At 74.0% G+C, this 25,816-nt stretch carries 20 protein-coding genes; 5 read left to right on the forward strand and 15 right to left on the reverse strand.

The window, feature by feature from the left end:
* Nucleotides 1-132: 132 nt before the first annotated feature.
* From ACPC54_RS35340 to ACPC54_RS35360, 5 genes are all read right to left on the reverse strand, one after another.
* A complete protein-coding gene (locus tag ACPC54_RS35340) occupies nt 133-1,764 on the reverse strand; it encodes an AMP-binding protein (RefSeq protein ID WP_498970634.1) in 1,632 nt (543 codons plus the stop codon).
* 216 nt (nt 1,765-1,980) lie between these two features.
* Nucleotides 1,981-2,217: a chaplin gene (locus ACPC54_RS35345; protein ID WP_498970636.1), complete on the reverse strand. Its 237-nt coding sequence runs from the start codon at nt 2,215-2,217 to the stop codon at nt 1,981-1,983.
* A 140-nt stretch (nt 2,218-2,357) separates the two neighbouring features.
* Nucleotides 2,358-2,633 (reverse strand): hypothetical protein, encoded by a 276-nt coding sequence (locus ACPC54_RS35350; RefSeq protein WP_498970638.1) that lies wholly within the window; start codon nt 2,631-2,633, stop codon nt 2,358-2,360.
* Nucleotides 2,630-5,200 carry an Hsp70 family protein gene (locus tag ACPC54_RS35355; protein ID WP_498970640.1) on the reverse strand — a complete coding sequence of 857 codons (2,571 nt, stop codon included), beginning with the start codon at nt 5,198-5,200 and terminating at the stop codon, nt 2,630-2,632. The genes ACPC54_RS35350 and ACPC54_RS35355 overlap by 4 nt, the downstream gene beginning before the upstream one ends.
* Before the next feature lie 30 nt (nt 5,201-5,230).
* Nucleotides 5,231-5,935 carry a nucleotide exchange factor GrpE gene (locus ACPC54_RS35360; RefSeq protein WP_498970642.1) on the reverse strand — a complete coding sequence of 235 codons (705 nt, stop codon included), beginning with the start codon at nt 5,933-5,935 and terminating at the stop codon, nt 5,231-5,233.
* 18 nt (nt 5,936-5,953) lie between these two features.
* Here ACPC54_RS35360 and ACPC54_RS35365 point away from each other — a divergent pair, with 18 nt between their 5' ends.
* Nucleotides 5,954-7,198, forward strand: a complete 1,245-nt coding sequence (locus ACPC54_RS35365; RefSeq protein WP_498970644.1) for an RNA-guided endonuclease InsQ/TnpB family protein — start codon at nt 5,954-5,956, stop codon at nt 7,196-7,198.
* Between the two features lie 31 nt (nt 7,199-7,229).
* Here the strand turns inward: ACPC54_RS35365 and ACPC54_RS35370 are convergent, their stop codons facing one another.
* Entirely contained in the window at nt 7,230-7,655 is a 426-nt protein-coding gene (locus tag ACPC54_RS35370; RefSeq protein WP_498970646.1) for a hypothetical protein, read from the reverse strand.
* A gap of 147 nt (nt 7,656-7,802) precedes the next feature.
* The gene (locus tag ACPC54_RS35375) at nt 7,803-12,005 is read right to left on the reverse strand and encodes a hypothetical protein (RefSeq protein ID WP_498970649.1); all 4,203 of its coding nucleotides are present in this window, start codon (nt 12,003-12,005) and stop codon (nt 7,803-7,805) included.
* A gap of 251 nt (nt 12,006-12,256) precedes the next feature.
* Here ACPC54_RS35375 and ACPC54_RS35380 point away from each other — a divergent pair, with 251 nt between their 5' ends.
* Nucleotides 12,257-14,050: a protein kinase domain-containing protein gene (locus ACPC54_RS35380; RefSeq protein WP_498970651.1), complete on the forward strand. Its 1,794-nt coding sequence runs from the start codon at nt 12,257-12,259 to the stop codon at nt 14,048-14,050.
* A 5-nt stretch (nt 14,051-14,055) separates the two neighbouring features.
* Here ACPC54_RS35380 and ACPC54_RS35385 read toward each other — a convergent pair whose 3' ends face one another.
* The 6 genes from ACPC54_RS35385 to ACPC54_RS35410 form a co-directional block, all read right to left on the reverse strand.
* Complete coding sequence (locus tag ACPC54_RS35385) at nt 14,056-14,418, reverse strand: ester cyclase (RefSeq protein ID WP_498970653.1); 363 nt, start codon at nt 14,416-14,418, stop codon at nt 14,056-14,058.
* A gap of 80 nt (nt 14,419-14,498) precedes the next feature.
* Complete coding sequence (locus ACPC54_RS35390) at nt 14,499-14,960, reverse strand: nuclear transport factor 2 family protein (protein ID WP_498970655.1); 462 nt, start codon at nt 14,958-14,960, stop codon at nt 14,499-14,501.
* Between the two features lie 78 nt (nt 14,961-15,038).
* Nucleotides 15,039-16,073 (reverse strand): ABC transporter ATP-binding protein, encoded by a 1,035-nt coding sequence (locus ACPC54_RS35395; RefSeq protein ID WP_498970657.1) that lies wholly within the window; start codon nt 16,071-16,073, stop codon nt 15,039-15,041.
* Nucleotides 16,070-17,617 carry an ABC transporter permease gene (locus ACPC54_RS35400; RefSeq protein ID WP_498970659.1) on the reverse strand — a complete coding sequence of 516 codons (1,548 nt, stop codon included), beginning with the start codon at nt 17,615-17,617 and terminating at the stop codon, nt 16,070-16,072. The genes ACPC54_RS35395 and ACPC54_RS35400 overlap by 4 nt, the downstream gene beginning before the upstream one ends.
* Before the next feature lie 32 nt (nt 17,618-17,649).
* On the reverse strand, nt 17,650-18,714 hold the full coding sequence (locus ACPC54_RS35405) for an iron ABC transporter substrate-binding protein (RefSeq protein WP_498970661.1): 1,065 nt from the start codon (nt 18,712-18,714) through the stop codon (nt 17,650-17,652).
* A gap of 321 nt (nt 18,715-19,035) precedes the next feature.
* Complete coding sequence (locus ACPC54_RS35410) at nt 19,036-21,279, reverse strand: heavy metal translocating P-type ATPase (protein ID WP_498970663.1); 2,244 nt, start codon at nt 21,277-21,279, stop codon at nt 19,036-19,038.
* A gap of 255 nt (nt 21,280-21,534) precedes the next feature.
* On the opposite strand from ACPC54_RS35410, the gene ACPC54_RS35415 reads away from it, so the two are divergent.
* Both ACPC54_RS35415 and ACPC54_RS35420 read left to right on the forward strand, forming a co-directional pair.
* Nucleotides 21,535-21,816, forward strand: a complete 282-nt coding sequence (locus ACPC54_RS35415) for a metal-sensitive transcriptional regulator (protein WP_498970665.1) — start codon at nt 21,535-21,537, stop codon at nt 21,814-21,816.
* Nucleotides 21,817-21,852: 36 nt separating this feature from the next.
* A complete protein-coding gene (locus ACPC54_RS35420; RefSeq protein ID WP_498970667.1) occupies nt 21,853-22,752 on the forward strand; it encodes a DUF8832 domain-containing protein in 900 nt (299 codons plus the stop codon).
* 514 nt (nt 22,753-23,266) lie between these two features.
* Here the strand turns inward: ACPC54_RS35420 and ACPC54_RS35425 are convergent.
* Together ACPC54_RS35425 and ACPC54_RS35430 are read right to left on the reverse strand one after the other, a co-directional pair.
* Nucleotides 23,267-23,740 carry a hypothetical protein gene (locus ACPC54_RS35425; protein ID WP_498970669.1) on the reverse strand — a complete coding sequence of 158 codons (474 nt, stop codon included), beginning with the start codon at nt 23,738-23,740 and terminating at the stop codon, nt 23,267-23,269.
* Between the two features lie 604 nt (nt 23,741-24,344).
* Nucleotides 24,345-24,893, reverse strand: coding sequence for a DinB family protein (locus ACPC54_RS35430; protein ID WP_498970671.1), 549 nt, complete (start codon nt 24,891-24,893; stop codon nt 24,345-24,347).
* A gap of 151 nt (nt 24,894-25,044) precedes the next feature.
* Between ACPC54_RS35430 and ACPC54_RS35435 the strand changes: the two genes are divergently transcribed.
* On the forward strand, nt 25,045-25,635 hold the full coding sequence (locus tag ACPC54_RS35435) for a GNAT family N-acetyltransferase (protein WP_498970673.1): 591 nt from the start codon (nt 25,045-25,047) through the stop codon (nt 25,633-25,635).
* Nucleotides 25,636-25,816: the final 181 nt, after the last annotated feature.

Raw genomic sequence — 25,816 nt, forward strand, 5'->3', positions numbered from 1 at the left:
GACGACGAACGCCGATGGCCGACGAGGGCGTGCTCCTCGTCGGCCATCGGCGTTCGTGGAGACCGGCGCCCGCTGGGCAGCGCAGGAGGCGTCCGGGTCCCCGATGTCCCGCCCCGACCGGCGCGCGGAGCGTCAGAGGCCGAGGATGCGCAGGGCCTCCTCGCGCATCTCGACCTTGCGGATCTTGCCGGTGACGGTCATCGGGAACTCGTCCACCACATGGACGTAGCGGGGGATCTTGAAGTGGGCGAGCCGGCCGGCGCAGTAGGTGCGGACGGCTTCGGCGGTGAGCGGTTCGGCGCCGTCGCGCATCCGGACCCAGGCCATCAGCTCCTCGCCGTACTTCCGGTCGGGCACGCCGATCACCTGGACGTCGAGGACGTCGGGGTGGGTGTAGAGGAACTCCTCGATCTCGCGCGGGTAGAGGTTCTCGCCACCGCGGATCACCATGTCCTTGATCCGGCCGGTGATGGCGAGGTAGCCGTCCTCGTCCATGACGGCGAGGTCGCCGGTGTGCATCCAGCGGGCGGAGTCGATCGCCTCGGCGGTGCGCTCGGGCTCGCCCCAGTAGCCGAGCATGACGGAGTAGCCGCGGGTGCAGAGTTCGCCGGGCTCGCCGCGCGGGAGGGTGCGGCCGGTGGCGGGGTCGACGACCTTGACCTCCAGGTGCGGGCCGACCTTGCCGACGGTGGCGACCCGGCGCTCGACGGGGTCGTCGGTGCGGGTCTGGGTGGAGACCGGGGAGGTCTCGGTCATGCCGTAGCAGATGGAGACCTCGGTCATGCCCATCCGCTCGATGACCTCCTTCATCACCTCGGTCGGGCAGGGCGAGCCGGCCATGATGCCGGTGCGCAGGCTGCCGAGGTCGTAGCGGTCGAAGTCCGGGTCGGCGAGTTCGGCGATGAACATGGTCGGCACGCCGTACAGCGAGGTGCAGCGCTCGGCGGCGACGGCGGCCAGGGTGGCGCCGGGCTCGAAGGCGGGTGCGGGGATGACCATGCACGCGCCGTGGGAGGTGGCCGCCAGGTTGCCCATGACCATCCCGAAGCAGTGGTAGAAGGGCACCGGGATGCAGATCCGGTCCTGCTCGGTGTAGTCGAGGAGCTCGCCGACGAAGTAGCCGTTGTTGAGGATGTTGTGGTGCGAGAGCGTCGCGCCCTTGGGGAAGCCGGTGGTGCCGGAGGTGTACTGGATGTTGATCGGGTCGTCCGGGGCCAGCTCCCGTTCCCGTTCGGCCAGTCGCTCCGGGTCCACCGCACGGCCGGCCGTGCTGACGGCGTCCCACGCGGGGCTGCCGAGCAGCAGCACCCGCTCCAGCTCCGGGCAGCGCGGCCGGACTTCCTCGATCATGCCGGCGTAGTCGGAGCTCTTGAACCGCTCGGCGGCGACCAGCAGCCGGATGCCGGCCTGGTTCAGCACGTACTCCAGCTCGTGCGAGCGGTAGGCCGGGTTGACGTTGACGAGGATCGCGCCGAGCTTGGCGGTGGCGTACTGGGTCAGCGTCCACTCGGCGCAGTTGGGCGCCCAGATGCCGACCCGGTCGCCCTTGGCGATCCCGAGCTCCAGCAGGCCGAGGGCCAGCGCCTCGACGTCGTCGGCGAACTGGGCGTACGTCCAGCGGCGGGCGGTGGCGCGGTCGACCAGGGCGTCGCGCTCCGGGAAGGCGCGCACCGCGCGGTCCAGGTTCTCCCCGATGGTGTCCCCGAGCAGCGGGACGTCCGAGACTCCGGAGGAGTAGCTGCGCGGGGTCGGCGTGGTCGGCACGTTCTCGGGACTCCTCGGTCGGCGATGCGGACGGCGATACGGTCGGCGACGCGGGCGGCGATACGGTCGGCGGCCGCGGTGGGCCGGGGACCATCGTCGCGGTCCGGGCCGTCCGACGCCACCCCCGAACGGGGGTGCGGCGATGCCGTCGGACACGGCGGTGGGGCCGCCGTCGTGGTCGACGGCGGCCCCACCAGTGAGCGAGGAGCGCTCGGGTCAGGCGTTGATGCAGGTGTTGCCGATCGCCGGGTTCAGGGCACCGAGCACGTTGACCGTGTTCCCGCAGATGTTGATCGGGATGTGGATCGGGACCTGAATCACGTTGCCGGACAGCACGCCGGGCGAGCCGATCGCGGCACCGGTGGCCGTCGCGTCGGCCGCGGCGGTGCCGGCACCGGCGAGGACGGCGACCGCGGCGAGGGCGGTGGCGGCGAGGGTCGTGCGAATACGCATTGCGTCACTCCTTGTGAGGGTGGCGAGAATCCGTGTGACGATCACACTCGCGATCGATCTCACTCGACGCGGAGCCCGCCACGCCGGGATTGGTCCAACGGCGGGCGTGTCGCACCGCCCGCCGCTCGACCGCTCCCCGCTCAGCCCAGCGCCGCCAGCAGCGACTCCGCAGGTCCCAGCCCCGGCTCCGCCGCCAGCGCCCGGCGCAGCAGCACCCGGGCCTGCGCCGCGTCCCCGGCCCGCAGCGCGGCCAGCGCCGCGTTGTAGTCCATCCGACCGGCGTAGCGCAGCCGCGCCAGCGCCGTCAGGTCCTCCCGGCAGGACGGGCAGCGCAGCGACTGCGGGTCCGCCGCGACCCGGCACTGCGGGCACCCCACCTCGATCGGCTCCACCGGAGCCGCACCCAGCTCGCTCATCGCGGACCGGCCTCCTCCGGACGGACCGGCCCCAGCGACTCGGCCGCCGGCTCGCTGCCGAGCTCCCGCTCGGCCTGCGCGTACAGCTCCAGCAGCGCCGACATGTGCCGGTTGACCTCCTCCATGTTCGCGGCTTCCACCGCCTCGTCCAGCCCGCGCAGGTGCGCCCGCATCTGCTGGGCGAGCAGCGGCGAGACCAGGTTCTGGTTCACGTACACGTTGCACATGGTCAGCATGCGCATGGTGTGGCCGAGCGAGTCGCACAGGTCGTCGGCCCGCTGGGCCGCGCGCATCGCGCCCTCCCAGTCGGCCTCCTCGCGGCGCAGCCGCAGCTCGGCGGCCACCGAGCGCAGCCGGTCGAGGTCGCTCGGGTCCAGGTGCTTCTCGCAGTAGCGGATGAACAGGCTCAGGTACGCCTCCGAGCCGCGCACCCAGCGCTGCGCCTTGAGCTGGCGCTGCGCCCGCTCCAGCGCCTCGTCGACCGACTGGCCGCGGGTCTGCCCGGCGGCCAGGTCGTCGAGGGTGTTCATCAGTCGCTGGGCCTCGCGCATCTCGGCCTCGGTCAGCTCCTTGCCCCAGCGGTCGGTGAAGGTCTCGATCTGCCGCTGCTGCTCCTCCACCTGCACCTTCAGCTCGGGGTCGAGGGTGGCCCGCTCCAGCTTGACGGTCTTCTCGGCGCCGCCGTGGATGCGCACCGAGAGGGTGATGGTGCGGTCCCGGTCGAGGCCGAAGGAGACCTCCACCGGGGTGCGGCCGCCCAGTCCCTCGGGCAGCCGCAGGGTGAGGTGGCCGATCAGCTCGTTCTGCTGCGCGATCTCGTACTCGCCCTCGTAGACGGCGACTTCGAGCCGCTGGCGGCCGCTGCCGGAGACCACGAACTCCCGGCTGACCGGCGAACTCGTCGGGTAGCTGGTGTTCTTGGGGATCATGACGGCCATCCGGCCGTCGTTCAGCTCGATCCCGAGGTTCTTCGGGGTGATGTCGTACGGGTTGGTGACCTGCATCAACTCGCCGCAGCCCGGGCAGACTTCGGTGCCCGGCGGATTCACCCGCGCGCAGCCGGAGCAGCGCAGGCCGACGTCCTCGGCGGCGGTGGACGCCACCCGGGTGTGGCCGGGGGCGGCCGAGTTCAGCGCCTCGCCGCACAGGTCGCAGGCGGTGACGCCCGGGGCGGCCGGGGTGCCGCAGCGCGGGCAGTTGTCGACCCGGACGACGGTCGCGGCCTGCGACTGCTTGGGGACGACCGCCCCGCCGGTGCCCGAACCGGCCAGCTCCCGGCCGCACTTGGGGCAGTCGGCGGCCGCGGCGTCGACCGGGACGTAGCAGCCGGGGCAGGACACCCGGTCGCCGCCGAGCAGCGTGGTCGCGCAGTTGGCGCAGTTGGAGGCGGAGAGGTCGCCGGGGGCCCGGCACTCGGGGCACTCCACCTCGCCGACCAGGGCGGACTGCACGGCGGCACCGAGCGCCACGCACTGCATCGGGTTGACCCCGTACCGGATCCGGCGGGTGCCGAACACCTCGCCGAGGCGGCGCGAGACCAGCGGGATCGCGGTCGAGCCGCCGACCAGCACCACCTCGTCGATGTCGCCCACGGTGAGGTTGGCCTGCATGATCGCCTTGTGGGTCAGCTCGATGGTGCGCTCGATCTGCGCCTCGATCAGCTCCTCGAAGCGGGCCCGCTCGAACTCGGTCTCCAGCACCAGCTGTCCGGCGCCGAGGCCGGGCAGGATCACCTCGGAGGACTCCTGGTTGGAGAGCTCGATCTTGATCGTCTCGGCGGTGGAGGCGATCTTCGGGCGGTCCCGCAGGTCCGGCTGGTAGTCCGAGCCGTACTCCTCGCGGATGTCCTCCAGCAGCGCGGTGGTGATCGCCCGGTCGAAGTCGTCGCCGCCGAGCAGGTTGTCGCCCTCGATGCCGAGCACCGAGACCGAACCGGGCACCAGCAGCAGGATCGAGATGTCGAAGGTGCCGCCGCCGAGGTCGTAGACCAGGACGGTCCGGCCCTCGTCGCCCGCCTCCGAGGTGATCCCGTACGCGAGCGCGGCGGCGGTCGGCTCGTTGATGATCCGCAGCACGTGCAGGCCGGCCATCCGGCCCGCCTCCTGGGTGGCGGCCACCTGCCGCTCACCGAAGTACGCCGGGACGGTGATGACGGCCCGGTGGAAGGGCTCGCCGAAGCGCTGCTCGGCGTCCTCCTTGAGCCGGTGCAGGATGATCGCGGAGATCTCGATCGGCGTGTAGGAGCGGCCGTTGAACCAGACGTTGACGTCGCCGTCGGTGCCCGCGGTGACCTTGTAGTCGACCTCCTTGAGCGCCGCCTGCACCTGTGGGTCCTTGAACTTGCGGCCCATGAAGCGCTTCACCGAGCGGATCACGTTGGCGCCGTCGATGGCGATCCGGCTGCGCGCGGTGGAGCCCACCAGCAGCTCGCCCTTGCGGCCGCTGCCGACCACGGAGGGCGTGGCCTCCTGGTTCTGCCGGTTGAAGATGATCTCCGGCTCGCCCCGGCGCAGGTGGGCGACCACGGAGTTGGTGGTTCCCAGGTCGATGCCGAGTGTGCGGTACATGTCGTTCCCCTCTTGCCGCTGGTGGGCTGGCTACTTCTTGCGCTTGCGGCCGCTGCGGGTCCGGACCCGGGGCTGGACCCGCCGGTCCCGCGCGGCGGCGGGTGCGGGCTCGGCGGGCTCAGCCGGCTCGGCGGGCCGCGGTTCGGGCGCGGCGTCCGCCGGCTCCTCGTACACCGAATCGGCGTCCGGCTCCGGCACGGCAACCGGCGCGGCGACCGGCTCCGGCGCCGGATCCACCCGCGGATCGGGGGACTTGGCGGCGACCACCACCTGCGCCCGGCGCAGCACCTCGCCCTTCCACATGAACCCGTTGACCACCGTCCGCACCACCGTCTCCGGCGCCACCCCCGGCCGCACCTCAGTGCCGACGATCTCGGTCGTCGCCGGGTCCGCGAACAGGCCCTCCAGCCGCATCGGCTTCACCTCGGCCTTTCGCAGCCGGCCGAGCATCCGCATCCGGGTCGCCTCGATCCCGGCGCCGCGCCCGAGCGCGACCAGTTCCGGGTCCAGCGCGAGGTCGCCGAGCGCGTCGTCCACCTCGATCAGAGCGCGCAGCAGCTCGCGCTGCTCGGCCTGGGCGGCCCGCTCGGTGTCCGCGAGTTTCCCGCCCAACAGCGAGGCCCGGAACAGCAGTCGGCCGAACAGCTGCTCCAGGTCGGCGTCCTCGACCCCGGGCGGGATCGGCAGCGGCCGGTGGTCCGCGAGCAGGGCTTCGGTGGACGGTGCGTCGGTCATCTGGTCTCCTTCACGGCCATGAGTGTTACGGTGTGCAATGTGACGACTACTCACGTGAGGCGGGCCTTCAAGTTCCGCTTCTACCCGACCGATGCGCAGGCGGCTGAGCTGTCCCGCACGTTCGGGTGTGTGAGGCTCGTCTACAACAAGGCGCTGGCCGCCCGGTCCGAGGCATGGGCGATGCACCGGGAGCGGGTCAACTACAACGCCACCTCGGCGATGCTGACGGAGTGGAAGAGAACCGAGGAGCTGGCGTTCCTCTCCGAGGTCTCGTCCGTGCCGCTCCAGCAGTCCCTGCGCCACCTGCAGGGGGCATTCTCCAACTTCTGGCAGAAGCGGGCGAATTACCCCCGGTTCAAGTCGAAGAAGAAGCCCTGCGACAGCGCCGAGTACACCACCTCCGCGTTCCGGTACCGGAACGGCCGCCTCACGCTGGCGAAGATGGCGCAGCCGCTGGGCATCGTGTGGTCCAGGCCGCTGCCCGAGGGCGTGTCGCCGTCCACGGTAACCGTCAGCCGGGACGCGGCCGGGCGCTGGTTCGTCTCGATGCTGTGCGACGACTCCGATATCAAGCCACTGCCCGTGCTGGATACGGCGGTGGGGATCGACGCTGGTATCACCAGCCTGGTGACGCTCTCCACCGGCGAGAAGATCACCAACCCCAGGCACGAGCGCCACGACCGCGAACGGCTGGCCAGGGCCCAGCGGGGGCTGTCCCGCAAGGCCAGGGGATCGAAGAACCGGGAGAAGGCCCGGGTCAAAGTCGCCCGTATCCACGTGGTGATCGCCGACCGGCGCAGGGACTTCCTGCACAAGCTCACCACTCGACTCGTCCGCGAAAACCAAACGGTCGTGATCGAGGACCTGACCGTCCGCAACCTGCTCAAGAACCACGAGCTCGCCCGTGCCATCAGTGACGCGAGTTGGACCGAGCTGCGGGCCATGCTGGAATACAAATGCGCCTGGTACGGCCGGGAGCTGATCATCGTCGACCATTGGTTCCCCAGCTCCAAGCTGTGCAGCGCGTGCGGCGCCATCGCCGCGAGCATGCCGCTCAAGGTCCGTGAGTGGACGTGCGGCTGCGGTGCGGCCCACGACCGGGACGTGAACGCAGCCCGAAACATCCTGGCCGCCGGACTGGCGGTAGCAGCCTGTGGAGACGGTGTAAGACCTCAACGGAGCACTCCGGGCGGGCGGTCGTCAGTGAAGCAGGAAGTCGTCCCACCGCAGCGCACACGCGCAGCGGCTCAGCCGCGAGGCTGAGGGGAATCCCCTCGTTCACGAGGGGAGGAAGTCAATCCGGTACCTCGATCTGCGGCAGGACGGACAGGTCGGCCGCGTAGCGGGCGGGGACGGGCGGTTCGGGGTCGACGCCGGCGGGGGCCGGGTCGGCGAAGTCGGCGGCCAGTTCGGCGCGGTGCAGCACGAGCAGCGCGGCGGCCGGCGGCTGCGCGGGGCGGTCGACCGTCAGCAGCGGTCCGGTGAGCGCGGGCGCGAGCAACTCGGCGGCCCGGTCCACCGGTTCGGGCGGCAGCGGCTGCTGCAGGTCCGCTTCCAGCCGCCGGTCGGGGGCGCGCAGCAGCGCGGCGGCCTCCTGGACCTGCTGGCGGGTGTACCGGCCCGCCCTGGTCGCCGTCCCCACGGCGGCGTTGATCTCGCGCACGCCGGCCGTGAGCGGGATGCCCAGGACTTCGTACGGCGACGGTTCGTGCAGTGGCATGGCGGGCGGTCTCTCTCCTCGGTGTTCACCGGTGGCGGCAGGGACTTGGGCGCACGGTCTACGACGACGGCGGCCGCCGCGCGGTTGCCGCCGCGCGGCCTTCGGTCGCCGTACGGCGGCCCGGCGCCACCGGTAGATCGCGTCCCGTCAGCGCATGCCCTCGATCCGCGACTGCAGGGCGCGCAGCTCGAAGTCCCCCGGGCTGTGCTCGACGGCCTTGCGGATCAGCCGGCGGGCTTCGACCAGCTGCCGGGCGTTGGCCCGCTGGACGGCGTAGGCGCTGTAGACGACGCCGAGTTCGCTGCGCACCGTGTCGGTCTGCTCCGGGTTCTGGACCAGCACGGCCGCCTCCTCCAGCAGCTGGATCGCCTCGCCGTAGCGGCGGTCCTTGAAGTGGCGGGCGGCCTCGCCGCGCCAGACGTTGACCATCAGCCGGCGCAGGTCGGCCGAGTCGTCGAAGGACTTGGCCTTCTGGAGCATGGCGGCCTGGAGGACGAACGAGCTGTCCTTCATGTTGTCCAGCATGTGGTTGGCGAGCATCACGCTGATCCGGCGCGGGGCCTCGCGCCCGGGGTCGCCGTGCCACTCCGGGTCGAACTCCAGGGCTTCGGTCATCAGGCGGATCGCGCCGGTGCGGTCGCCGTCGAAGGCGGCGGCGCGGGCGAGCATGCGCAGGACGAAGCCGAGGCCGAGGCGGTGCTCGGGGTCGGGGTCGAGGGCGACGAGTTCGCGCCAGTGCTCGGCGGCCTCCTCCAGTTCCGCGACCGGGGCGTCGGGCCGGGTGAGCTTGTTGGCCCGGTTGCTGAGGGCGGCCGCCAGGATGTCCCTGGCGGTCGGGTCGCCGGGGGCGAGCCGCAGGCTCAGGCGCACCAGGGCCAGGGCGCGCGGATAGTCCCGGTCCTCGTTGTTGACCTTGCGGGCCCACTGGGCGTAGGTGGCGCCGAGGTCGGCCCGCACGTCCGGGTCCTCGGGGGCCAACGCCTGGGCCTTCTCCAGCAGTTCGACCGCGCCGGCCTGGTCGTCGACGCCGCGCTTGAGCAGCAGCCGGGCGGCCCGGACACCGGACTCGGCGGCGATCCGCGGGGCGTCGGCGGGCAGCGCGAGGCCGGGGAGGGCCTGGGCGCGGGTGAGGCAGTCCAGCACCTCGCGCCAGTCCTGGTTGCGGTGGTGGGCGCGGGCTTGGTCGATCAGGCAGGTGCCGAGCAGGAGGTGCCAGGCGTCGTCCCGCCGGTTCTCGGGCACCGCGTCCAGGGCGGCGACGGCGGCGGCCTGGCGGCCCTGGACCAGCAGGTAGCGCTGCGGGCCGAGGCCGTCGAACAGGTCGAGCGCGCGGGTCAGCGCGGATGGCTCGGAACCGGCGGCGGGCCGGCGCCAGGCACCGACGGCCTGGTCGAACCAGGCACCCCAGTCGGCGAGTTCGGGCTGCTGCCGGAGCAGGCCGTCGAGGGTGGGGCCGAGCGCGAGGCGGCGGGCCGGGCGGCCGGGCGGGGCGATCCGGACGTCCTGCTGGGCGAAGGCCTCGGCGCTGTGCGCCTCCAGGCCGAGCCGCAGCGTCCAGGCCTCGGCCTCGTCGCCGCTGCGCCCGGCGGCCCGGTCCAGGCCGCGCAGGTCCTCCCGGAGCCGGTCGGTGAGCGCGGTACGGGCGGCGGCGAGGCGCTGCGGGTCGACCGGGCGGCCGGTGCCGCGGGCGGACTCCGCCCACAGCTCCTCCTGGTACAGGGCGGCGACCAGGCAGCCGAGGGTCCAGGCCCACACCTCGTCCGTGCCGCGCTCCCCCTCCGCGACGGCCAGCCGGTAGCCGGCCAGGCCGAGGGCGTGCAGCAGCCGGGGGTGGGCCGGGTCCGCGACCAGCAGCGCCCGGTAGGCGTCGAAGGCCTCCCGGTGACGGCCCTCGACGGCGTGTTGGTGCGCCTCGTGCTCGGCGAGCAGGCCGAGCGTGCCGGCCGCCTGCGGATGGGCGGGGGCGAGCAGCAGGGCCGCCCGCAGGTCGCCGGCGGCCGGGCCGGGGCGCCCTTCGGCCAGGGCGGCGCCGGCCCGGCGGACCAGGACGGCGGCCCGGGCGTCGTCGATCCGTGCGACGTCGGACCGCGCGGCGTCGGACCGCGCGGACCGGCGCCCCGGCGGCACCGTCAGGTCGGCCAGGGCCTCGTCCAGACGCCCGAGTTCGGCGCGCAGCAGGGCGAGGTCGAGCCGGACGGGCGCGGCGCCGGCACTGTCGCCGTCACCGTCGCCGTCGCCGTCGCCGAGGGCCTGTGCCCAGGCCGCCAGGACGGGTTCGGCCTGCTCGGGCGTGCCGGCCCGGCGGGCGCAGTCCAGGACGGCGCGCAGCGCGGGGCCGGCGCACCGGGTGCAGCGGGCCGAGGCGGCGCCGGCGGGCGCGTGCGCGTGCTCGGCGCAGCCCGCGCGGCCGCAGCCGCCGCAGGCCGTGGTGGCGGGGCGCTCGCAGTGGGCGCACGGCCCCTGGGCCTCGGCCGGCGCGCCCGCGGCCAGGAAGTGCCGGTACCACTCCAGCGCCCCGGCCCAGTTCCCGGCCCGCTCGGCGAGCACGGCGCGCAGCCGGGCGGCCGCCGGGTCGTCCTCGCCGGTGTCGGCCGCGCCGAGCAGCTTCACCGCGAGCACCGGGCTGCCGGTCGACAGCGCGGCGGCCGCCAGGTGGTAGCGGTCGCGCGGCCCGGCGGTGGCGTGCAGCAGGGTGAGGACGGGCTGCGCCTCGCCCCCGGCGAGGGCCAGGGCCGCGCGCAGCCGGGCCTGCCGGTGGGTGTGGGCGCCGGGCAGCGAGTCGGCGAGGGCGAGGGCGGCGGCGGCCCGCTCGCGCGACTCGGCGTGGTCGCGGCCGGTGAGCAGCAGGTGGGCGGCCTCGCGCAGGGCGGCCTCGCGCAGCGCGGCGCGGTAGCCGGGGGCGTCGGGGTGCTCGGCGGCGGCCCGCTGCCAGAGTTCGCGGGCGGTGACCGGGTCGGTGGCGAGGCGGGTGCGGGCGAGCCGGTCGCGGGCGAGGGCCTGGCGGTCGCGCAGGTCCGGGTCGTCGAGGCCTTCCCAGCGGGCGAGGGCGCCGGCCGGGTCGCCCTGGCGGGCGAGCGCGAGGCCGTGGTGGTAGCCGGCGATCCGGGCCCAGCGGCCGGCGGGCTCGGTGGCGGCCTCGGTGCGCAGCAACGGTTCGGCTTCGGCGGCCTGCCCGGCGGCGAGCAGGGCGGCGCCGAGCCGGACCTTGGCGGGGCGCCAGTCGGGGGCCTGGCCGAGGCCGGCCCGGTAGTCGGCGGCGGCCCGGTAGGGGCGCCCGGCCCGTTCGTGGACCAGGGCGAGGCCGAACCGGGCCGGGGCGAAGGCGGGTTGGGCGGTGAGGGCGGCGGCGAACTGCTCCCGGGCCTGTTCGTCGGCGCCGAGCAGCAGGGCGAGCCGGCCGAGCGCGTAGCGGGGGCGTGGGTCGGTCGGGCTCTCGCCGACGGCGGCCGCGAGGTCGGCCCAGGCGGCGTCGGTGGCGCCGAGCCGCTGCCGGGCGAGGCCGCGGAACAGCAGGCTGTCGGTGCGCAGTGCCGGGCCGCGGCCCCACGGGGAGGGCTCGCCGGGGCCGCGGCGCAGCGCCTCGTCGAAGGCGGCGACGGCGGCCTCGTCGCGGCGGAGGGTGTAGAGCTGGGCGCCCCAGCGGAAGGAGAGTTCGGCGCTGCCGCCGGGGGCGGTGGCGGCGAGCAGTTGCTCGGCCTCGGCGGCCCGGTCGGTGGCGCGCAGCAGGGCGGCGCGGGCGAGCACCGGCCAGTCCCGGCCGGGGAGGGCGGCGAGGGCGCCCGCGGTGGCGTGGTCGCGCTGCTCGGCGGAGCCGTCCCGGCAGAGCTGCTGCAGCCAGGCCTGGACGCGGGCGGCGGCCGCGGCGTCCTCGCCGGACTCGCCGGGTACGGTGCCGGCGCCCGCGGCGGCTTGGAGGAAGGCGAGCACGGGGGCGAGGTCGCCGGTCGGCCCCTGCGCGGTCGGCCCCTGCGCGGTCCGCTCCTCGGCGAGTTGGCGCAGGCCCCAGCGGGGCAGCTGCCGGGCCGGGTCGGCGAGCAGCGGGAAGGCCTCGCGGTAGAGGGCGAGGGTGGCCTGCTGGTCGCCGGTGGGGATGGTGGCCTCGGCCTGGCCGAGCAGGGCGAGGCCGCGGTGCGGCCGCAGCTGCTCGGGCGCGTCGGCGAGCCGCCCCGCGAGCCGGGCGTAGCGGCGGCGGGCCTGGGCGGCCTGCCCGGCGGCGAGGCGCCCGGCGGCGGCCGTGAGGGCCCTGTCGACGGCCTCGGCGTCCAGTGGCCGCCGTCTGCGGGCGAGGGCGAAGGCGGCCGCACCCGCCAGTGCCACCACCATGATCAGCAGCACCGCGAACAGCACCATGAACCGCCCCCCTGCGCTCGGCTTTTCACCCGTCCCATGATCAACGTTCCCCCGATGATCATGAGTTGACGTTCGTTTCGTGATGTTGCCCGGGCGGCAACAGAATAGGGCCTACGGCGGACGGTCGAACAGCCGCAGGCCCTATCCTGGGCAGCACGTCAAGCGCGGCGACAGCGCGCGAGCAGCACGGCAACATCAGCAGGCAGCAGCGTGAGAGGCGTCGGGGGTCGCGTTTGTCCGGTTCGCGTTGGGTGCCCGGGCTCCGGTTCGGGCCGGAGTTCGACCCCGAGCAGTACGAGCTGCTGGAGTTCCACCACCGGGGCGGCGAAGCCGAGGTGTGGCGGGCGGTGCGGACCGGCCACAGCGGGCTCAAGGAGCTGGTCGCCGCCAAGATCATGCTGGAGCGTGACCCGTCCGAAGTGCGGCGCTGGCTGGGGCGTTGGGACGACGTGTCGCACAACGCGCACCGGCTCGGGGTCACCGACCTGGTGGTGCCCAGTTTTCTGCTCGGCCCGGCCCCGCACCGGCCCGGGGCGGCGCCCACCGGCGGGCTGCTCGGCTACCAGATCTCGCCGTGGGTCGAGGGCGAGCCGCTGCACACCTGGGCACGCGGCCGGCACGGCGGGCCGGCCGCGCTGGCCGAGGTGCTGGCGCGGCTGTGCCGGATCGTCGACGAACTGCACCGCAAGCGCTGGGTGCACCGGGACATCTCCCCCGCCAACGTGCTCGTGGACGGCCAGGGGCAGGTCAAGCTGATCGACCTGACCTTCCTCGCCCCGCTCGACCACGCCCTGACCGTCGCCGTGTTCACCCCCGGGCACGTCCCGCCCGAGGCCGAGCAGGTCGGCGGCTACCCGACCACCGCCAAGGACCTGTTCGCGGTCGGCACCCTGGCCCGCACCCTGCTGCTGCCCGACCACGACCGGCTCGACCACCGGTTGGCCGCCGAGCAGACCCGGGCCGAACTGCTGGCGGCCGGCTACGGCGAGGAGTTGGCGCAGTGGGCGTGCGAACCGCTGGCCCGCGAGCCGCAGCGCCGCCCGTCCCCGCTCGGCCCGTGGGCGGCGCGCGGCCGCGAACTGCTGCGCGCCCACCGGCCGGTGGCCGGGACCGCCGGCCTGGCGGTGCTGCCGGACCGCTCCGGCCGTCCGCTGGTGGCCACCGCGGGCGCCGAGGGCATCGCCCTGGCCGGGCCCGGAGCCGCCGAGCACCGCTCGCCGGCCGGCCAGGGGCCGCACTCCGTCCGGGAGTTGATGGCCGGCTGGGCCGGCCGCCAGGGCGAACTCGTGGTCTGCGCCGAGGACCGGGCCGGCGCCCTCTGGGTCGGGACGGCGGCCGGCTGGTGGGAGGCCGCGCGCGGCGTCAACGGCCTGGCCGGGGCGGTCGACGCGGCCGGCGAGCTGACGGTCTGGACGGCCGCCGGCGGCGTCCTGCGCTCCTACCGCTGGGCGCCCGGACTCACCCTCACCGGGCAGGAGCACCCCGACTGCCGCGCCGACCGGGTGCTCGCGGCGATCGAGGAACGGCCCGGCGGCTGGCTCGTCCTGGTCGAGCACCACGGGCAGCCGCTGGCCTGCCGGCCCGGCTCCGGCACCCCCGACACCCCGCTCGGCCCGTCCGGCACGCTGCGCGCCGGCGCGCTCGCCCGCACCTCGGCGGGCCCGCACGCCGCCACCCTGCGCGCGGACGGCTCCGCCCGGCTGCACCCGCTCGGCGCGCCGACGTCCCATGCCCTCGGCGCCTCGACGCCCCCGGCCGAGATCGGCGACGGCGAGCCCGCCCTCGGCCTCGCCATGGTCGGCCACCGCGGCGGCCCCACCATCGCCCTCGCGGGCGCGGGCGGCGTCCGCCTGCGGCTCCCCGCCGCCGGAGCGTCCCGCCGCCCGCGCTGGTGGCGGCCCACCCTGCGCCCGGCCACCCGGGTCGCACTGGCGATGGGCGACGACTGGCGGCTGTGCCTGGCGGCCGTGGTGGAGGGCGAGTTGCAGATCTGGCAGGAGGACGCGGCGTACCGCTGGCAGGCAGTCGGCCTGCCGGAGGAGTAGCGGAGTCAGTCGCGCGGCAGCCGGCTGGCCGAGCTGACACCCCACAGTTCGACGATCCGGCCCTCGGCGACCCGGAAGATCTCCAGCAGGGTCCCGGGGGCCGTGTCCCCGCCGCCGGTGGACAGCCCGTGGAAGGTCGAGCGCAGGGCCACCCGGTCGCCGTCCACCAGCACGTCCTCGATGACGGATCGGGCGCTCGGACACGCCGTGAACATGGCCGTCCAGGCCGTCTTCAGCGCGTCGACCCCGCCCCGGAGCGGGTGGCTGTAGAAGTCGGGTGCGAAGATCTCGTCCGCGGCCGCGATGTCACGCGCGTTGAAGGCCTCGTGCATGCGGTGGGCGAGGTGGCGGGGATCGGAGCCGGTCATCAGGCGTCCTCAGGTGTCGGCAGGTGTCGGCAGGTGTCGGCAGGGCAAGGATGGTCGGCACCGGCACCATGCGTCGTGCTTCAGGAAGGCAGTCGCGCCGTGTCGGCGCCGAACGGCAGATGCACGGTGCGGGTGGCGAGGAGCCACTGCCCGTCGATCCGCCGGAAGGTGTCCTCGTAGTGCCCGACGTTGGTCGGGAGGCGGGGCTCGATCATGCCGCCGGTGTAGCCGTCGACCCGGTACGTGGTCAGGTACGAGGTGGCCCGGGCCGTCGTCGGCGACTCCACCGTGACGAGCACGTTCGTCATCAGGCGGCGCGACAGCCGGTCGTCCGGGCGCGAGGCGAAGTAGGCGCGGAGGGCGTCGCGGCCTTCGATGCGGCGGTCGCCGAACGGCCAGTGCCAGCTGCCGTCCGGGGTGAACAGCTCGGCCACGGACGAGGGTTCGCCGAGGTCGAGGCGGTGGACGAAGTCCACGATGACGCGCTCGCAGGCGCGTTCTGCGAGCATCCGGTCGATCGGGGTCAGGGTCGTGTCGTCCATTCCCCCTTCCTAGCAGGTCGATCGCGGTGCCGGGCGGCATCACCGCAAACCGCCGCCCGGCACCGGCATCGGCCCGCGTCACGCCCCCGGCAGGACGTGCACCGGGCCGGCCGCGCTCACGTACGCCTCGCCGCCCACCGGCCACGCCCGGTCGGCGGTCGCCACCAGCAGCTCGGGCAACCCGGCGGCCTCGGGCCGGAGTTCGACGCGGTGGTCGTGGCCGCGGAAGTCGCAGCCGAGCACCTTCGCCGGGACGGCGCCCGCCACCGGCTCGGCGGTGAGCCGGAGTTGGCCCGGCCGGAGCAGGGCCAGGCCGCTCCCGGCGGCCGCGCCGGGCGCCAACGGCGCGAGGGCGCCGAAGGCCGTGCGGGCCTCAACTCCCTCGGCCTCCGCCGGAATCAGGTTCGCCTCCCCCAGCACCCGGGCGACCTCCGCGTCCGCCGGGCGGTGGTACAGCTCGTCCGGGCTGCCCGCCTGCGCGATCCGGCCGTCCCGCAGCACGGCGACGGTGTCGGCGAAGGACAGTGCCTCGTCCTGGTCGTGGGTGACCAGCACCGCCGTCGTGCCCGACTCCCGCAGCGTGGCCGCGACTTCGCGGCGCAGCTCGGCGCGCAGCGCCGCGTCCAGGGCGGCGAACGGCTCGTCCAGCAGCAGCAGGCGCGGCCGGGGCGCCAACGCCCGGGCCAGTGCGACGCGTTGCTGCTGCCCACCGGAGAGCTGGTGCGGGCGCCGCTCGCCCAGGCCGGGCAGGCCGACCAGGTCCAGCAGCTCCCCCACCCGGGCCCGGCGCTGCGAACGCGGCAGGCCGAAGCCGATGTTGGCGGCGACGCTCAGGTGCGGGAACAGCGCGCCGTCCTGTGGGACGAGCCCGATGCCGCGCTGTTCGGCGGCGAGCCGGGCGCGCCCGTCGTCCAGCACCCGCCCGTCCAGCACGACCTGCCCGGCGGCGGCCGGGTGGAAGCCCGCCAGCACCCGCAGCAGGGTGGACTTGCCGCAGCCGGACGGGCCGAGCACGCAGGCGAGGGCGCCCTCGGGCACGGTGAGGTCGATGCCGTGCAGGACCGGGCTGCGCCCGTGTGCGGCGTGCAGGTCGACGACGGACAGGCCGGTCATGAACCACTCCCCAGCGTGCGGCGGGTCAACAGGAGGACGGAGGGGACGGACAGCGCCACCATGAGGGCCGCGTACGGCGCCGCCGCCCCGTAGGCGAGGCCGCTGGTGTACACCCAGAACTCGGTGGCCAGGGTCTGGGTGCCGGTGGGGCGCAGCAGCAGGGTGGCGGTGAGCTCGGTGGAGGCCGTGAGGCCGACCATGGCGACGGCGGCGCCGAGGCCGGGCAGCACCAGCGGCAGGGTGACCCGGGCGAGGACGGCGAGCGGCCGGGTGCCGAGCGAGCGGGCGGCCTCCTCGACGCCGGGCGGGACCTGGGCGAGGGCGGCGCGCACGGCCGTCAGCGCGAGCGGGAAGAACAGCACCACGTACCCGGCGACGAGCATCGGCGGCTGCTGGTAGAGCGGCCGGGCCCAGTGGACGGCGAAGTACACGACGGCGAGCGCGACGGCGATGCCGGGCAGCGCCCGGGTGAGGTAGGCGACGCGCTCGACGGCCCGGGCCGGCCGGGTGCCGCGCCGCCAGCCGTACAGGGCGACGGGAACGGCGGCGAGGGTGGCGACGACGGCCGCGCCGAGCGCGTACCCGAGGGTGGCGAGGGTGGCGCCGAGCACGGAGGCGGAGGGCAGGGTGGTCGAGCTGCCCTTGACCAGCCAGTACGCCAGCGCGTACAGCGGCACCCCGAGCGCGAGGCCGACCAGGGCGGCCAGCCCGGCGAGCGCGGGCACCGTCCAGCGGCCGAGCCGTACGGGCGGCGCGGTGCGGGCGAGCGCGCCGTGCCGGACCACCCGGGCCTGGCGGCCGGCCCAGGCCTCCAGGGCGACCAGCAGCAGGGCGAGCGCGACCAGGACGAGGGTGAGCAGGGAGGCCGAGGCCGCGTCGAAGCCGAGCTTGTACTGGGTGAACACGGCGGTGGCGAAGGTGGTGTAGCGCAGCATCGCGAAGGCGCCGTACTCGCCGAGCAGGTAGAGCGAGACGAGCAGCACGCCACCGGCCAGCGCGGGCCGGGTGAGCGGGAGGGTGACCCGCCAGAGGGTGGTGAGGCGGCCGCGGCCGAGCGAGCGGGAGACCTCCTCGGCGGCGGCGTCGCCGTGGCGCAGGGCGGCCGCGACCGGGAGGAAGACCAGCGGGTAGAGCGAGCAGGTCATCACCAGCACCGCGCCCCAGTAGCCGTGGACGGAGCGGAACAGTGACACCCAGGAGTAGCCGCGGACGAACTCCGGTACGGCGAGCGGCAGGGCGAGCGCGACGGTCCAGGCGCGGCGCCCGGGCAGGGTGGTGCGCTCGACCAGGTAGGCGGCGCCGAAGCCGAGGACGGCGGTGGCGAGAGTGACGGCGGCGGCCAGGCTGACCGTGTGCCAGAGCAGGGTGGCGATCAGCGGGCGCCCGATCAGTCGGCTCGCCTGGTCCCAACCGGCCTGCCAGGCCTGGGCGATGACGAACCCGAGCGGCGAGGCCACCACCGCGACGACGGCGACGGCGACGGGGGCGAGCAGGCTCGCGGCCCGCCACCGCCGCGCGACGACGGGGGTCGGCGCTGTCGTCACGGTCGGCGCTGTCGTCACGGTCGGCGCTGTCGTCACTGGAGCAGACCGGCGTCCTGGAGCAGGGACAGCGCCTGCTTGCCGTCGCCGAGCTGGGCCGGGTCGGCGACGGTGCCGATGCCGTCCAGGGCGGGCAGTTCGGGCTTGCCCTTCACGCCGTCGACCAGCGGGTACTCGTAGCTCGCCGAGTTCGCGATGACGGTCTGGGCCGGCGCGGAGGCGAGGTAGCCGAGGAAGGCCTGGGCGGCGGCCTGGTGCCTGCCGTGGGCGAGGACGGCGGCGCCGGAGACGTCGACCAGCGAGCCCGGGTCGCCCTTGGGGAAGTAGTGCAGGGCCGCGTGGGTCTGGGCGGCGCCCTTCTCGTCGCGCATCCGGTAGAAGTAGTAGTGGTCGATGACGCCGCCCTCGACCTCGCCGCTGTTGATCGCGGCGGAGAGGGTCTCGTTGCTGTCGTAGACCTTGGCGTTGTCCTTGAGGCCCTTGAGCCACTGCTTCGCGGCGTCCTCGCCCTTGGCCTTGACGACCTGGGTGACGACCGGCGCGAAGTCGGTCTCGCTGGGGGCGATGCCGAGGCGGCCCTTCCACTCGGGCTTGGCCAGGTCGAGCACGGAGGCGGGCGGCGCGGTGTCGGCGCCCTTGCCGGTGGCGGCGAGGAAGGCCGAGGTGCGGGCGGAGACGCCGACCCAGTCGCCCTTGCCGGAACTGTCGGCGGCCGGAACGGACTTGAGGGTGTCCGGGGAGACCTTCGCGAGCAGGCCCTTGTCGCCGAGGACGGTGAGCGCGGGCGGGTTCTCGGCGTAGAAGACGTCGGCCGGGGAGGCGTCGCCCTCCTGGAGGATCTGGTTGGCCAGCTCGGCCTCGTCGCCGGAGCGCAGCTCGACCTTGATGCCGGTGCGCTTGGTGAAGTCCTCGGTGAGCGCCTTGACGGTCTGCTCGTGCTGGCCGCTGTAGACGGTGATGGTCTGGCCGGCCAGCGCCGCGCCGGAGGCCGTGGCGGACGCGTTGTCCGCGCCGCCGCCCGAGCTGCCGCACGCGGTGAGGGCGAGCACGCAGGCGGCGACGAGGGACAGGCCCGCGAGGGGCCGGACGGTTCCGGGCATGGTGAGGCTCCTCCGGAGGGGGCGAGGGTGGGTCGACCTGGGCAGCGCGTCGGTCTGACGACACGAGAACTTAAGGCAGGGAAGCCTTGCCTAACAAGTTTCGGAGCGTCACATCTCGGCCAGGTCGCGCGAGGGTAGGAACTCGGTGAGTGCTGCCCCAAAAGCCGGTAAACCGCCACCCAAGCACAGGTCAGGGCGGGCGCGCGGAGGCGATCCGGCCACCCTGGCCGCCGCTACGGTGCGTAGTCGAAACGCCGAGGCCCCGGAACCCTTCGCGGGGTTCCGGGGCCTCGGCCGGCGGAGCGGACCGATTCGGACGATTCAGCGGAAGCGGCGCAGCCGGAGGCTGTTGCCGACCACGAAGACCGAGGAGAAGGCCATCGCGGCCCCCGCGATCATCGGGTTGAGCATCCCGGCCGCGGCCAGCGGCAGGGCGGCGACGTTGTAGCCGAAGGCCCAGAACAGGTTGCTCTTGATGGTGCCCAGGGTCTTGCGGGAGAGCCGGATCGCGTCGGCTGCCGCCCGCAGGTCGCCGCGGACCAGGGTCAGGTCGCCGGCCTCGATGGCGGCGTCCGTACCGGTGCCCATGGCCAGACCGAGGTCGGCCTGGGCCAGCGCGGCCGCGTCGTTGACGCCGTCGCCGACCATCGCGACGACCTTGCCCTCGGCCTGCAGCCGCTTGACGGTGTCGACCTTGTCCTGCGGCATGACCTCGGCGATCACGTGCTGCGGCTCGATGCCCACCTCGGCGGCCACCGCCTCGGCCACCGCCCGGTTGTCACCGGTCAGCAGCACCGGGGTCAGGCCCAGGCGGCGCAGCTCGGCGATCGCCTCGGCGCTGGTCGGCTTCACCGCGTCGGCGACCTCCAGCACGGCCCGGGCCTGGCCGTCCCAGCCGACCGCGATCGCGGTCCGCCCGGCCGCCTCGGCGGCGCGCTTGGCCTCGGCCAGGGCCGGCGACAGGTGCTGCGACCACTCCGTGAGCAGCGCCTCCCGGCCGGCGACCACCGCGTGGCCGTCGACCACGCCCTGGACACCCAGGCCCGGGACGTTCTCGAAGCCCTCGACGGCGGGCAGTTCGCCGGCCTTGGCGGCGGCGGTGGCGATCGCCCGGGCTATCGGGTGCTCGGAGGCGTGCTCCAGGGCGCCGGCCAGGCGCAGCGCCTCGGCCTCGGTGACACCCTCGGCGGTGTGGACGGCAAGCAGGGTCATCTGGCCGGTGGTGACGGTGCCGGTCTTGTCCAGGACGATGGTGTCGACCTTGCGGGTGGACTCCAGCACTTCCGGGCCCTTGATCAGGATGCCGAGCTGGGCACCGCGGCCCGTACCGACCAGCAGCGCGGTCGGGGTGGCCAGGCCCAGGGCGCACGGGCAGGCGATGATCAGCACGGCGACGGCGGCGGTGAAGGCGGCGGTCCAGCCCTCGCCGGTACCGAGCCAGTAGCCGAGGGTGGCGACGGCGAGCGTGATCACGATCGGGACGAAGACGGCGGAGATCCGGTCGGCCAGGCGCTGGGCGGCGGCCTTGCCGTTCTGCGCGTCCTCGACGAGCTTCGCCATCCGGGACAGCTGGGTGTCCGCGCCGACCCGGGTCGCCTCGACGACGAGGCGGCCGCCGGCGTTGACGGTGGCGCCGGTGACGGCGTCGCCGGGCCCGACCTCGACCGGGACGGACTCGCCGGTCAGCATCGAGGCGTCCACGGCCGAGGAACCCTCGACCACGGTGCCGTCGGTGGCGATCTTCTCGCCCGGCCGCACCACGAAGCGCATCCCCACGGCGAGTTCGCCGATCGGGATGCGCACCTCGGCCCCGCCGTTCAGCACCGTCACGTCCTTGGCGCCCAGTTCGAGCAGCGCCTTGAGCGCGGCACCGGCGGTGCGCTTGGACTTGGCCTCGAAGTAGCGCCCGGCCAGGATGAAGGCGGTGACGCCGGCCGCCGCCTCCAGGTAGATGTCGGACGAGCCGTCGCTGCGGCCGATGGTGAGCTCGAAGCCGTGCCGCATGCCCGGCATCCCGGCGTCGCCGAAGAAGAGCGCCCACAGCGACCAGAGGAACGCGGCGCCCGTCCCGAGCGAGACCAGGGTGTCCATGGTCGCGGCGCCGTGCCTGGCGTTGGTCCAGGCGGCCCGGTGGAACGGCCACGCGGCGTAGGTGACCACGGGGGCGGCGAGGGTCAGCGACAGCCACTGCCAGTTGTCGAACTGCAGGGCCGGCACCATCGCCATCGCGATCACCGGGACGGCCAGCGCCACCGCGGTGACCAACCGCTGCCGCAGCGGGGCGAGTTCGTCGGCCGGCTCGGCCCGGTCGGCGGCCGGGCCTTCGGCCGCCGGGGGCTTGGGCAGGGCGGCGGTGTAGCCGGTGGCCTCGACGGTGGCGATCAGGTCCGCGACCTCGACCGCGCCCTCGAAGCTGACCTTCGCCTTCTCGGTGGCGTAGTTGACGCTGGCCGAGACCCCGTCCATCCGGTTCAGCTTCTTCTCGATGCGGGCCGCGCACGAGGCGCAGGTCATTCCGCCGATCGAGAGTTCCACCTCCGTGGAGGCGGGCGCCTGGGTGGTCATGGTCGCTCCTCGTGACTGTCGGGACGGGCAGGGCGGGTGGTGCGGTGCGGCCGGGCCACGATACCTCGGAGGGGTATCGAGCGGCGCCGGGTTCATTTATACCCCTGAGGGGTATCGCCGGCAAGCTCTTCTCGATACCCCAGGCGGGTATTTTTCCGCCGCCTCGAACCGCTTGACTTGATACCCCCATGGGGTATTCACTCATGGCATCGAGCCGGGGCCGACGCAGTCCCGCCCGAACCCGAGGAGGCCCGCATGGTCGGCTACCACAACGAGAAGGACCAGCTCATGCGCAGGCTGCGCCGCGTCGAGGGCCAGATCCGCGGCCTCCAGCGCATGGTCGACACCGACACCTACTGCATCGACGTCCTCACCCAGGTCGCCGCCTCCACCAAGGCCCTGCAGTCCGTCGCCCTGAACCTGCTCGACACCCACCTCGCCCACTGCGTCCACGCCGCCATCGCCGAAGGCGGCACCGAAGCCGACGCCAAGGTCGCCGAGGCCACCCAGGCCATCGCCCGCCTGATGCGCGCCTGAGCCCGTCCGCACCTCTTCCTCCAGGAGCACCCCGCCATGAACACCGCCCTGCGCGTCACCGCCTTCACCGTCGGCCTCACCGCCGCCTTCGCCCTCGCCCTCGGCGTCGGCCACGCCGTCGGCCCCTCGGGCAAGCCCGCCCCCACGGCCGACCACGCCGGGCACGCGGGCCACGGCGACCACGGCGGCCACGGCGACCACAGCGGGGACGACGGCACCGCCCACCTGCCCGGCGGGCTACAGATCTCCGACCGCGGCTACACCCTCAGCGTCGACAACCCCTTCGTCACCGCCGGCACCCCCACCGACCTGCGGTTCCGCATCCTCGGCCCGGACGGCCAGGCCCTCACCGCCTACCAACCGCAGCACGAGAAGGAGTTGCACCTGATCGTCGCCCCGCGCGACCTCTCCACCTACCAGCACCTGCACCCCACCCGCGCCGCGGACGGCACCTGGAGCGCCCAGGCCGCCGTACCCGCCGCCGGCGAGTACCGGGTCTTCGCCGACTTCCAGCCGGCCGGCGAGAGCCAGGGCCTCACCCTCGGCGCCGACCTGCACGCCGCCGGCGACCTGCGCCCGGCCCCGCTGTCCGAGACCGGCCGCACCGTCACCGTGGACGGCTACACCGTCACCCTCGCCGGCGACCTCACCCCCGGCCGCGGCGACGAACTCACCCTCAGCGTCAGCAAGGACGGCAACCCCGTCACCGACCTCCAGCCCTACCTCGGCGCCTACGGCCACCTCGTCGCCCTCCGCGCCGGCGACCTCGCCTACCTCCACGTCCACCCGGAGAGCACCACCCCCGGCCCCGGCATCACCTTCCACGCCACCGCCCCCAGCGCCGGCAGCTACCGCCTCTTCCTCGACTTCAAGCACGGGGACGCGGTGCACACCGCCGCCTTCACCGTCACCACCGGCACCGAACACCACCACTGAGCGCCCTTGCCCGCAGGTGAACACCCGCGCGCCAACCGCTCCGCTGCGCAAGCTCACCCCGGCCGGGCGGCGCACCTACCACCAGGTCTGACCACAACGACGGCGCCGGGCGATCCCAATCTCGGGATCGCCCGGCGCCGTCGTCGTGTCCGTGCGATGAAGAGGGTCAGTCGGTGGCCTTGGGTGACCCGTACCCGCACAAGTGATCCAGGCGATGCGGTTGACATCGTCGATCAGGTAGCAGATGCGCCCGCCGCCCGTGACCTCGTACTGCCAGCGTTCCAGCTGCTGCCCCTTGAGACGGCAGTACCGAGAGTCCCCTTGAGTCGGTGCTGGCGATCGGGACTGCCGGTGACACGCGGCAAAGCGCGGATCCGCTCGAAGGCGCGGCGCAGATTGCCTGCCGCCTGTCGACCCAGATCCTCCCAGCCTTCCGCTGCTTCGGAGTTGGCGAACCGGAGGTCGAACTCGTTCCCGGTCGGAGGTGGTGCCGCACGGTCGCCGCGCTTCGGGCTCACTCGGCTGCCTTCGGCGGAGGCACTGCACCAAGGTCGCCCTCGGGCTCACGGGTGAGGATCACGTGCAGGGCCGGATCCGCGTACACCTCGGCGCTGTGCTTCCACTGGGTGAGCAGGAGTGCGATCGGGGCGAGGTTGTCCAATGCCACCGCGCCACGCGCTGTGTCGACCAGCTCGGCGAGCAGGGTGTCGACGTCCTCGTCGGGCAGGAAGGTGATCCATGGCAGGGCTTCGGGCAGCGCCTGGCGCAGTACGGCCGTGTTCCCGGTCCGCACCAGCCCCGCCAGCAGGCGGGAGGTGAAGTCCACGACGGTGGCGTCGCGCTCCAACTGGTCGACGCGCATCAGGGCGAGATCGTCGGCGTCACGTCTGCGGAGTCTGAGCGCGCGGACGGCGTCCAGTCGGCGCGTGGTCGCGGCCGGGTGGTGGAGCAGCTCACTGAAGGGCACGTCCTCGTACGCCACGGGCATAACATCCACAGTAGCTCGGATGTCGGCCCGGGAGTGGCACTGTCGGGGATGTACGCCAGCGGTGTCGTGGCCGTGGCCTTCGTAGCCCGCGGGCCTCTCACCTGCGCCCCACAAGGTGTCCGGGCCGTTCGAGTCGCTGAAACCCGTTGGTCGGAGCGGGAATTCTCCCGGCAATCTGACCGGATGCACGCAGCGCAGGTCCACCACCGTTCCCCACCATCCACCCCCGCCCCAGCCCTACGATGCGCCGCCCGGCCCACCCCGGCCGGACGGCGCAGCACATCGGCGGGGGGGGGGGGGGGCGGCGGCCGGGCGGCGGAACCAGTGACCCGGTGTGGGGGGGGGGGGGGGGGGCCGGCCCCCCCCCCCCCCCCCCCCCCCCCCCCCCGCCGCCGCCGCCCCCCCCGCCCGCGCCGCCGCCCCCCCCCCCCCCCCCCCCCCCCCCCCCCCCCCCCCCCCCCCCCCCGCAACTCTGCTCCGTATTGAGTGAGACCTGCTCGCCGAGCGAACCGGGCGCTCCCAGCCCCGGAGCGTCACGGAGTCCACGTGGGTTTCCGAAGCTCGATCGCCGTTTTGCCCTACGTCATACTCGGCGCGGTACGGCTCAGTCCTGCCAGCGGTAGAGGTCGCGCAGCAGGGAGATCTCGCCGCCGTGATGGATCAGCTCCCTGTTGACGTGCAGAATCCTGTTCTCCATGGGGAACCGCTCGGGACCCACCGTGGGCGGATTCTCCAGGTCGGCGTCCGAGAGCTCCCGAACCCCCGCGCGCCATCTCCCGTACATCTCGTCGAGCTGCTTCAGCGCCTCGTCAGCGGTCCCCGCGTAGGCGAAGGTCCGGGAGTCGACGTCCTGGCCACCGAAGTACCATCCGACCCGATAGCCCAGGCACGAGACGATGACGTGCGCCAGCCGCCAGGCGATCGTGGTCACCGGCGCCGGCACCGGTACCGCGTCATGGGGCGCGGAGTCCATCGTCCACTCCCCCGACCCCGCCGACATCGGCGCGGCCGACGTGCCACGCGACCGGATGCTCCAGCAGCCGCGCACCGGCTCCCAGAAGTACTCCTCATCGGTCAGACCGTCCAGCCGCGGCCGCAGGTTCTTGTGCCAGTACCAGTCCAGCTGCTCCGCGAGTCGCTCACTTCTTGTCATTTCCGCACCCTACAGACAACAAGGAAGACCCGGCGGTCACGCACGCAACAGGGCCGGGCAGGCCAACCTCGGCAGCCTGACCGGCCACCCGGTCGGCCGGACGAGAGGAACGCAGTTGCTCCACACCGGGCCTCCTGCTCGAATCACCGCCGTGGACACCTACTTGGAAACCGGGCGAATGACGCTTCGGCGCTTCACCGAAGCGGACATCGATGCCCTTGTCACCCTGCACGGCCACCCGGAGGTCATGCGGCACATCGAGGACGGCCACCCGGTGCCCGAGGACGTCGTCAGGCAGCAGCAGTTCCCCGGTATCCTCCGCGAGTACAACGAACTCCCCAGCGGTCATGGCTGCTTCCTCGCGGCAGAGAAGTCGTCCGGGGCGTTCTTGGGATGGCTCTCACTTCGGCCCGCGACCAGCGCGGGCCTGAGCGGCGGAACAGAACTGGGCTACCGGATGCTGCCGTCCGTCTGGGGTCTCGGCTACGCCACCGAAGGCGCGCGGGCGTTGGTGCACCATGCGTTCACCGAGCTCGGAGCGGACCGGATCGTGGCCACCACTATGACGGTCAACACCGCCTCAAGGCGAGTCATGGAGAAGGCCGGCCTGTCGTTGATCCGCACATTCTTCGAGGAGTGGCCCGAGCCCATCGAGGGGAGCGAGCACGGCGACGTGGAGTACGCAGTCACGCACGCAACATGGGCCCAGCAGGCCAACCGCGGAGAACTCCCCAGCGCCTGACCATCCTTGCGCGAGAAGTCGGCCAGGCCGACTTCTCGCGCAACCCTCTCCACTCACCACCCACAGCAGAGTGCCGGGGGGGGGCCCCGGCCGGGGAGCCCCGCCCCCCAATTTGAACAAACCGGGGGGGGCGGGGGCGGGGGCAGACCGGGGGGGGGGGGGGGATGGGGGGGGGCCGGGG

The organism is Kitasatospora sp. NPDC094028 (assembly GCF_049543595.1).
GTDB lineage: Bacteria > Actinomycetota > Actinomycetes > Streptomycetales > Streptomycetaceae > Kitasatospora.